This window comes from Microcella putealis (genome assembly GCF_004216575.1).
Taxonomy (GTDB): domain Bacteria; phylum Actinomycetota; class Actinomycetes; order Actinomycetales; family Microbacteriaceae; genus Microcella; species Microcella putealis.
In genome coordinates this window covers 156642-165327 of the sequence record NZ_SGWW01000005.1, presented here as the reverse complement: position 1 = coordinate 165327, position 8686 = coordinate 156642, and the positions used below count along the sequence as shown (strand labels likewise).

At 68.7% G+C, this 8686-nt stretch carries 9 protein-coding genes; 5 read left to right on the top strand and 4 right to left on the bottom strand.

Annotated features, from left to right (window positions below):
* Positions 1 to 90: 90 nt before the first annotated feature.
* Positions 91 to 1947, bottom strand: coding sequence for a DEAD/DEAH box helicase (locus tag EV141_RS11760; protein ID WP_130486154.1), 1857 nt, complete (start codon positions 1945 to 1947; stop codon positions 91 to 93).
* A gap of 78 nt (positions 1948 to 2025) precedes the next feature.
* Between EV141_RS11760 and EV141_RS11755 the strand changes: the two genes are divergently transcribed.
* Together EV141_RS11755 and EV141_RS11750 are read left to right on the top strand one after the other, a co-directional pair.
* Positions 2026 to 2661, top strand: coding sequence for a SatD family protein (locus tag EV141_RS11755; protein WP_241969249.1), 636 nt, complete (start codon positions 2026 to 2028; stop codon positions 2659 to 2661).
* Positions 2658 to 3452 (top strand): hypothetical protein, encoded by a 795-nt coding sequence (locus EV141_RS11750; RefSeq protein WP_130486153.1) that lies wholly within the window; start codon positions 2658 to 2660, stop codon positions 3450 to 3452. The genes EV141_RS11755 and EV141_RS11750 overlap by 4 nt, the downstream gene beginning before the upstream one ends.
* Before the next feature lie 36 nt (positions 3453 to 3488).
* On the opposite strand, the gene EV141_RS11745 is transcribed toward EV141_RS11750, so the two are convergent.
* Genes EV141_RS11745 through EV141_RS11735 form a run of 3 tightly spaced genes read right to left on the bottom strand, consistent with a single transcriptional unit; the run spans position 3489 to position 5474 of the window.
* Complete coding sequence (locus EV141_RS11745) at positions 3489 to 3755, bottom strand: helix-turn-helix transcriptional regulator (RefSeq protein ID WP_241969248.1); 267 nt, start codon at positions 3753 to 3755, stop codon at positions 3489 to 3491.
* Positions 3748 to 4587: an ABC transporter permease gene (locus EV141_RS11740; protein WP_198675545.1), complete on the bottom strand. Its 840-nt coding sequence runs from the start codon at positions 4585 to 4587 to the stop codon at positions 3748 to 3750. Before EV141_RS11740 ends, EV141_RS11745 begins: the two co-directional genes overlap by 8 nt.
* A gap of 11 nt (positions 4588 to 4598) precedes the next feature.
* Positions 4599 to 5474, bottom strand: coding sequence for an ABC transporter ATP-binding protein (locus EV141_RS11735; protein ID WP_241969247.1), 876 nt, complete (start codon positions 5472 to 5474; stop codon positions 4599 to 4601).
* Between the two features lie 97 nt (positions 5475 to 5571).
* Between EV141_RS11735 and rlmN the strand changes: the two genes are divergently transcribed.
* The 3 genes from rlmN to EV141_RS11720 all read left to right on the top strand — a co-directional run bounded on the left by rlmN (position 5572) and on the right by EV141_RS11720 (position 8667).
* Entirely contained in the window at positions 5572 to 6822 is a 1251-nt protein-coding gene (gene rlmN / locus EV141_RS11730; protein ID WP_130486151.1) for a dual-specificity RNA methyltransferase RlmN, read from the top strand.
* 94 nt (positions 6823 to 6916) lie between these two features.
* The gene (locus tag EV141_RS11725; protein ID WP_241969246.1) at positions 6917 to 8365 is read left to right on the top strand and encodes a glyceraldehyde-3-phosphate dehydrogenase; all 1449 of its coding nucleotides are present in this window, start codon (positions 6917 to 6919) and stop codon (positions 8363 to 8365) included.
* Positions 8362 to 8667, top strand: coding sequence for a hypothetical protein (locus tag EV141_RS11720; RefSeq protein WP_130486150.1), 306 nt, complete (start codon positions 8362 to 8364; stop codon positions 8665 to 8667). The genes EV141_RS11725 and EV141_RS11720 overlap by 4 nt, the downstream gene beginning before the upstream one ends.
* Positions 8668 to 8686 lie beyond the last annotated feature (19 nt).

Genomic DNA, 8686 nt, shown 5'->3' with positions numbered 1-8686 from the left:
GCTCCATCACTACAATCACCACCGACCCCACACCGGGATCGGCGGTCTCACACCCTCAGCCCGCGTTCACAACCTCACGAGGAAGAACAACTAGCTGTCGCGACCCTTCTGGCGGGGCTTCCGCGCCGGGCGGTCGTCGTCGCCACGCGTGTCGTTACCGCGGAAGCCGCCGTCCCGCGCGCCGCGGTCGTCGCGATCGCGGAAGGCCGGGCGGTCTTTCTTGCGGGGGCCGCGGTCGGCCTTCAGCTCGATGAGTCGCCCGCTGATGCGGGTGTCGGCGAGCTTCTTCAGCGTCGCGGTCGACATCTCGGCGGGCAGTTCGACGATCGAGAAGTCGAGCTTGATGTCAATGGCGCCGAAGTCGTCGCGCGACAAGCCGCCCTCGTTCGCGAGCGCTCCGACGATCTGGCGGGGCTCGACGCGGTGACGGCGGCCGACCTCGATGCGGTAGGCGGCGAGCGGCGGGCCGTTGCGGCGCTCGCGACGCGGCGGGCGCTCGGAGTCGCCCCGCGCTTCCCGACCGCCGTCGCGACCGGTTTCGCGCGTCTCCCGCCCGTCACGCGGCATCTTCGGCGGGCGGATGTCTTCCTCCGTCAGCAGCAGGGGAGTGCCGCCCTGCGCGACCACCGCGAGCGCGGCGGCGACGTCGGCCTCGGGCACGTCGTGGTGCTCGACGTAGTGGTCGATGATGCCGCGGAAGGTGTCGATGAGCTCGGTCTTGCCGAGCGCCTCGCTAATCGCGTCGTCGAAGCGCGTGAGTCGCGTCGCGTTCACGTCGTCAATCGTCGGCAGGTGCATTTGCGTCAGCGGCTGGCGGGTGGCGCGCTCGATCGCGTCGAGCAGGCGGCGCTCGCGCGGGGTGACGAAGCTGATCGCGTCGCCGGTGCGGCCAGCGCGGCCGGTGCGGCCGATGCGGTGCACGTAGCTCTCGGTGTCGACCGGAATGTCGAAGTTCACCACGTGGCTGATGCGCTCAACGTCGAGTCCGCGGGCGGCCACGTCGGTCGCCACCAGAATGTCGAGCTTCGCGTTCTTCAACTGCTCGACGGTGCGCTCGCGCTGCACCTGCGGCACGTCTCCGTTGATTGCCTGCGCCGAGTATCCGCGAGCGCGTAGCTTCTCGGCGAGCGTCTCGGTCTCGTTCTTCGTTCTGACGAACACGATCATGCCGTCGAAGTTCTCGACCTCGAGGATGCGGGTGAGCGCGTCGACCTTCTGCTGGTACGACACGACGAGGTAGCGCTGCGTGATCGTCGACGAGGTGGTCGTCTTCGTCTTGACGCTGATCTCTTCGGGGTTGTTGAGGTGCTGCTGCGCGATGCGGCGGATCGATGCGGGCATCGTCGCCGAGAACAGCGCGACCTGCTTGTCGTCGGGGGTGTCGGCGAGGATCGTCTCGACGTCTTCGGCGAAGCCCATCTTGAGCATCTCGTCGGCCTCGTCGAGCACGAGGAACTTCAGCTCAGTCAGGTCGAGAGTGCCCTTGTCGAGGTGGTCCATGATGCGGCCGGGCGTTCCGACGATGACGTGCACGCCGCGGCGCAAGGCCGACAGCTGCACGCCGTAGCCCTGCCCGCCGTACACGGGCAGCACGCTGATGCCGGGAATGTGGGCGGCGTAGCGCTCGAACGCTTCGCAGACCTGCAGGGCGAGTTCACGGGTGGGGGCCAAGACGAGTGCCTGCGGCGTGCGCTGCGACACGTCGAGGCGCGACAGGATTGGCAGGGCGAAGGCGGCGGTCTTGCCGGTGCCGGTCTGTGCGAGGCCGACGACGTCGCGGCCGCCGAGCAGGGTGGGGATGGTCGCGGCCTGGATGGCCGACGGGGTCTCGTAGCCGACGTCGGTGAGCGCGGCCATCACGGCGTCGCTGAGCCCGAGTTCAGAGAATTTCGGCAGGGGTGTGGCGTTTTCGGCCTCGGTTGTATCGGGCGTCTCGTGAGGCGTCATACCCCTAACGGTACGCGGGTTTCGGCGCGCGGCCGCGTCCCCTTATATTCACCGCACTATGAGCGCTATGCTTATGTCGTGGCAAAGATAAGCGTCGCGCTAATCATCGACATCGTCGGATCGCGTCAACTGAGCGACCGACCGGCGGCCCAGCGCGCCATCCACGACGCGTTCGCGGTGGCTGCCGCCGACGCCGAGGTTGTCGAGCCGCTCTGGGCCACGGTGGGGGACGAATTCCAAGCCGTCTTCCCCCGTGTGCGCGATGCTCTGCGCGTGACCTCTCTCATGCGCCTGGTGTTCCCCGACGCGATCGACTGCCGATTCGGCCTCGGCTCGGGCGACGTGCGGCGTCTCGACGCGGGGCGGGGCGCCCCCATCTACGACGGCTCGGCCTGGTACCACGCCCGCGGCGCCCTCGACGAGGTCGACCAGCGAAGCCGCAACGCTCCCGGCCTGCGCACCTGGTTTCACAGCGACGACGCGACCGAGGTGGCACTCGTCACCTCGCACCTGATTCTGCGTGACCACTTGATCGACGGCATGTCGGGCCGCGAGCGCCGCCTGGCTGCGGGCGCTCTGCGCGGTGAGCCGCAGCAGCGTCTGGCCGAGAGTGAGGGCATCACGCAGCCGGCCGTGTCGCAGAACCTGCGTCGCTCGGGGGCCGCCGCCCTCATCGCTGCCCATCGCGCGCTCGAGATCGGGGCTGACGCGTGATCGCCGCGGTGCTGTTGCTCGCGGTCGGCGTGGGCGACCTGGTTCGTCGCCGACTGAGCGGCACCGCGCAGCCCATCGTCGGCCTCGTCGTCGCCGCGGCCATTCTTCTCATCGCGGGCGTCGGCTACGCCGGCCCGCTCGGCATCGCGCCCGTCACGACGGGCATCGCGGCCGTCATCGCGGCCCTCTGGATGCTCGCCGTGCGCATCAATGAGACGGTCACGCCGCCGCTGTGGCCCGCTGCGCTGCTCGTCACGGCGGTCACGCTCGGCGCGATGCTTACCCCGTGGAGTGCCGAGCCTGTGTTCGTCGTGCCCGGGACCACCAAGCTCGAGCCGGGCGTTGCCCTCGCGGTTCTCGCCGTGGTGGCCGCCCTGACCACCACGGCCAACCTCGTCACCCGGGCGATGCTGCAGGTGGCGCGCGGGTCCCACCCGGGCCAGGGCGTGCATCCGGACAGCCGCTGGGTGATGCGCTGGGGCCGTCGTCGCGCGCTCGTCATCGAGCGCGAAGACGCCGAGTCGACGCCCCCCGCGGCACCGAGCACCCTGCAGGGTGGTCGCATCATCGGCCCGCTCGAACGCCTGCTCATCGTGGCGCTCGCCCTCGTGGGCGCGCATGGCCTCATCGCGGCGCTGCTCGCGGCGAAGGGCATCGTGCGCTTCCCCGAGATTTCCGCCGACCGGCGCCTCGGTTCGAAGGCCGAAGAGTTCTTGATCGGCAGCCTCACCAGCTGGGCCCTCGCGGGCCTCGCCGTCGCGCTCGTCGCCCGCGCGTCGGGCGCCGCGTGACTCACGCCGCGGCGTGCGGGCGGATAGCCGAACGAGCTAGGTCGTGGGCGACGGTCCGATGGTCGGGAACGGGTCGAGTGAGAAGACGAACTCGACGGGCACCTCGAAGTACTGCGCGATGCGCAGCGCCAGGTGGAGGCTGGGGCTGTATTCGCCGCGCTCGAGGTAGCCGACAGTCTGATAGTGGACACCGAGCGCATCGGCGAACTCTCGACGGCTGATGCGGCGCTCGACGCGCAGCATGGCGATGCGGTTGTGGACCTGGTCGGGCTTCGGCCCCGACGACTCGGCGGTGTCAGACACGCTGCATGGCCTTCTCGCGTCGAGTCGCGAGGGAGGCGAACGACTCCTTGCGGGCGATGCGCTGCAGCAGCAGGGGTGCGAGCACGGCGCCGACGACCGCCCACAGGCTGAGCATCCCGATCGTTTCGATCGTGCGCCAGCTTTCCCCGATCTCGATCGATGCGAAACCCTCGGGCAGCAGCGCGCTGCGTAGCCCCAGTCCCAGCCAGTAGAGAGGCAGGATCTGCGCAATGATCTGCGCCCACAGCGGCATCGCGGCCAGGGGCACGAAGATGCCCGAAACCCAGACGATGCCCCCGAGGACGAGGAAGCCCCAGCCGCCGACGGAGCGCGGGTTGCTGAAGATCGAGCCGACGATGAAACCGAGGGGCAAGCACGCGAGGATGCCCAGCAGGAGGAACCCGATGGCGGTTAGTGCCCCGACGGCGCCGCGGATCCACAGCTCGGGCACGAGGATGCTCGCGAGAATCGTGAACAGCCCAAACGTGAAGGCGAGCTCGAGGAGCGTGCGCACGGTCTGTCCCCATGCGTAGGTGAAGGTGCCCGCTGGCAGGATTGCCAGACGCAGCAGCGTGCCGTCCTCCCGCTCCGTCGAGACGAGAGTCGCCAAGCCGTACGTGGCAACGAAGAGGGTCATGAGGGCGATCGCGCTGGGGAAGATGAATGCGGAGGTCGAGACGCCGAGCTGCGGGACGATGTCGTCGCGGAAGTACCAAAGGGCCGCGGAAAAGCTGACGGCGCCGATCAGGTAGTACAGGAGGTCGGCAGGCTTCTGCAGGCTGTTGCGGAACTCGATCGCTCCGCGCAGGGCGCCCGCTCTCACGGCGCTCATGCGGATGGGCATCATCGTGCAGCCTCCTCGGCGGCGGCCGCAGAGTGCTGGGCCACCATTGTCAGGTAGGTGTCTTCGAGCGTGGTGCGGCGGATCTCGAGATCCTCTACATCGGGCTCGCGAGTCAGCAGCTCGCGCACGAAGCGCGTCGCCGCGTCCGTCGCGTGCACGAACCGGTCCTGCCCGATGCGCCAACGCACTTCGGTCGTGCCGGCGACCTCCCGTGCGAGTGCGTCCGCACTCCCGTCGGCGGCGATTCGACCCGCGTGGAGGATGAGGATGCGGTCGGCGAGACGCTCCGCCTCGGCGAGATCATGGGTGGTCAGCAGAATCGTTGTCTCGCGTACGTCGGCGAGCTCGTGCATGAGCTCGTGGAACTCGCGACGGGCGTGCGGGTCGAAGCCGACGGTCGGCTCGTCGAGGAACAGCAGCTCCGGTTTGCCGATGAGGCCCACCGCGACGTCGAGTCGGCGTCGCTGGCCGCCCGATAGGGAGAGGATGCGCGACCGCGCCTTATCAGCGAGACCGACCCGCTCGAGCAGCTCGTCGACCTCCCACCCGCCCTCGGGTCGGAACGGCGCGTGCAGTACGAAGAAGTGGTGCAGGAACTCCCGCACGCGCCAGCGCGCGTGGTCGCGCCATGATTGAAGGACGACGCCGATCTTGGCGCGGTGCTCGACGCTCGCGTGGAGCGGATCCACGCCGAGCACCTCGACAGACCCGCTCGTGGGCGAACGGAGTCCCTCCAGGATCTCGATGCTCGTCGTCTTTCCCGCGCCGTTCGCGCCGAGTAGGGCGACCACCTCACCGCGGTGGATTTCCAGATTGATGCCGTCGAGCACGCGCTTGTTGCCGTAGCTCATGGTCAGATCACGCGTGCGGATCACCACATCCCCTGTCATCGCCGCTCCCGTCGAGTCGTCAGCAAGTGGAGTACAGAATGTAGCACACCTGCTACATCAGATGCCGCGTACCCTTGTCCCTATGGTCAGTAAGGGCGGAATCCGCAACAACGGTGCCGAGCGCACTCCCGACGCGCCCGCCGCTGACGCTCGCCCTCAGGTGCGGCCGCAGACCGAGGGCTGGCGGCAGAAGCTCGATACCGACGGCCGGCCGCTGCTGCAGTTCGCCTCCCCGAAGCGGGGCAAGCCCCCCGTGCACTGGGCCGACCTCGATACGGATGCGCGCATCCAGGCGGTCACAGAACGCGGCCTCCCCGCCTTCCGCGCGAAGCAACTGTCGACTCACTACTTCTCGCACTACACGAGCGACCCGGCGGCAATGACCGACCTGCCGGCCGCCGGCCGCGACGCGCTTGTGGCCGCGCTGATGCCGCCGCTGCTCACGGAGGTGCGGCGCCTGCGCACCGACAACGGCGACACCATTAAGTTCCTCTGGAAACTGCGCGACGGGGCCCTCGTCGAGAGCGTGCTCATGCGCTACCCGGGCCGCATCACGCTGTGCGTATCGAGCCAGGCCGGGTGCGGCATGAACTGCCCGTTCTGCGCGACCGGGCAGGCGGGGCTCACCCGCAACATGTCGGCCGCCGAAATCGTCGACCAGGTGGTCGCGGCGAACCGCGCGCTTGCGGCCGGCGAGCTGGGCGGGCGCAAGCGCGGCGACGAGACGCCCGACCGCGTCAGCAACATCGTGTTCATGGGCATGGGGGAGCCGCTCGCGAACTACGCGCGGCTCATGAGCGCGGTGCGAACGATGGTTGCCCCGCAGCCGAACGGCCTCGGCATGAGCGCACGCAACATCACCGTCTCGACTGTCGGGCTGGTGCCCGCTATTCGCAAGCTTGCTGACGAGCAGATTCCGGTGACCTTCGCCCTCAGCCTGCACGCCCCCGACGACACGCTGCGCGACGAGCTGATTCCCGTGAACTCGCGCTGGAAGGTCGACGAGGCGCTCGACGCGGCCCGCGAGTACTTCGACAAGACCGGCCGCCGCGTGTCGATTGAGTACGCACTCATCAAAGACATGAACGACCACGCGTGGCGCGCCGATCTGCTGGCGAAGAAGCTGCTCGACCGCGGTCGCGGCTGGGTGCACGTGAATCCGATCCCGCTGAACCCGACGCCCGGCTCGATTTGGACGGCGTCCGAGAAGGCCGTGCAGAACGAGTTCGTGCGGCGCCTCAACGACGCGGGCATTCCGACGACACTGCGCGACACCCGCGGCAAAGAGATCGACGGCGCCTGCGGGCAGCTCGCCGCCGCCGCCGACGCGTAGGGCCGCTAGTCTTAACACACCACCGCCACCACGTGTCCCCGATCACCTCGACACGGCCGCAGTGTTGCGCGCCGGGAAGCCAAGGAACGCCACTGTGAGCGATGACGTCACGACCATTCACGCCGCCTGGAAAGAGCGCGAGGCGGCAGCCGAGCAGCTGATCCCCCTCATTGGGCGGCTGTACCGCGATCACGGGGTGGTGACGAGCATCCACGGGCGCCGCCTCATCAACGAGTCGGCGATCGGTATCCTTCGCGCCCACCGCTACGCGCAGCACGTGACGGGCGACGAGCTCGCGCTCGCCGATTCCCGTCGCGTGTTGGATGCGCTGCTCGCGATCCAGCCTGGGCCCGCCTCGCTCGACATCGCGCGCCTCGTTTCCGGCCACGCCGCCTGCCCCGGCGAGCGTGACCTGGTGGAGTTCTTGCGCGACGAGCTCGCCGCGGTGATGCCGCTCGAGACTCCGCCCGCGCCCACCGACGTCGTGCTGTACGGCTTCGGCCGCATCGGTCGCCTGCTGGCCCGCATCCTTGTCGCGCACTCCGGCAGTGGTGCGGGGCTGCGCCTGCGCGCCATCGTGGTGCGCCGGGGCGGCGACAACGACCTCGTCAAGCGCGCCAGCCTCCTGCGCCGCGACAGCGTGCACGGCCCCTTCGACGGCTCGATCACGGTCGACGAGGAGGCGAACACGATCCTCGCGAACGGCACGCTCATCCAGGTCATCTACTCCGACGCTCCCGACGCCGTCGACTACACGGCGTACGGCATTCGCGACGCCATCGTGGTCGATAACACGGGCCGCTGGCGCGACGAGGAGGGGCTGGCGCAGCACCTGCGCGCCCCCGGTGTGGCCCGGGTACTGCTGACCGCGCCCGGCAAGGGCGCGCTGAAGAACATCGTCCACGGCATCAACCACGCCGCGATCTCGCCCGACGACGCGATCGTGACCGCCGCATCCTGCACCACAAACGCGGTGACGCCGGTGCTGAAAGTCATCGACGACGCGTGGGGGGTCGAACACGGTCACGTCGAGACGGTGCACTCGTACACGAACGATCAGAACCTCATCGACAACTTTCACAAGGGCGACCGCCGTGGCCGCAGCGCCGCCCTCAACATGGTCATCACCGAGACCGGCGCTGCGAAGGCCGTCGCGAAGGCGCTGCCGCAGCTTGCAGGCAAGCTCACCGGTAACGCCATTCGCGTTCCCACGCCCGACGTGTCGATGGCGATTCTCAACCTGACGCTGCGCGACGCGACCACGCGCGACAAGGTCAACGAGCACCTGCGCCGCATGTCGCTGCACTCTGAGCTGCGGCAACAGATCGACTACATCGAGTCGCCCGAAGTGGTCTCGACCGACTTCGTCGGCTCGCACCGCGCGGGCATCGTCGACGGGCTCGCCACCATCTGTGACGGGCGGCACCTGATTGTGTACGTCTGGTACGACAACGAGTTCGGCTACAGCTCGCAGGTCATTCGCGTGCTCGAGACGATGGCGGGCACGCACCCCGTCGTCGTGCCAGAACGGGTGCTCGTGTGACCGACCCGACCCGGATGCGCAACCAGCAGCAGTTGACGACCGCGAGCGGCACCGTGTGGGTGGTCATCGCAGGCGTCACGACGCTGCTCGTCGGGGGCATGTTCGTCGCGCTCTGGCAGTCGCTCGGCGATCAGCTCGCGCTCGTCGGCGCGATCGCCGTCGCTGCGCTGTTTGTCGGGATGCTCGTGGTCCGCATCTTTGTCCCGGCCGGAAAGACGCGGCTCATGCTGCTCGCCGCCGATTACGGCACGATGCTGCTCGTCGCGCTCGTGTTCGTTTTTCTCGTGCTGTCGGGGCAGTAGCGCCGCTAGCTGTACCCGG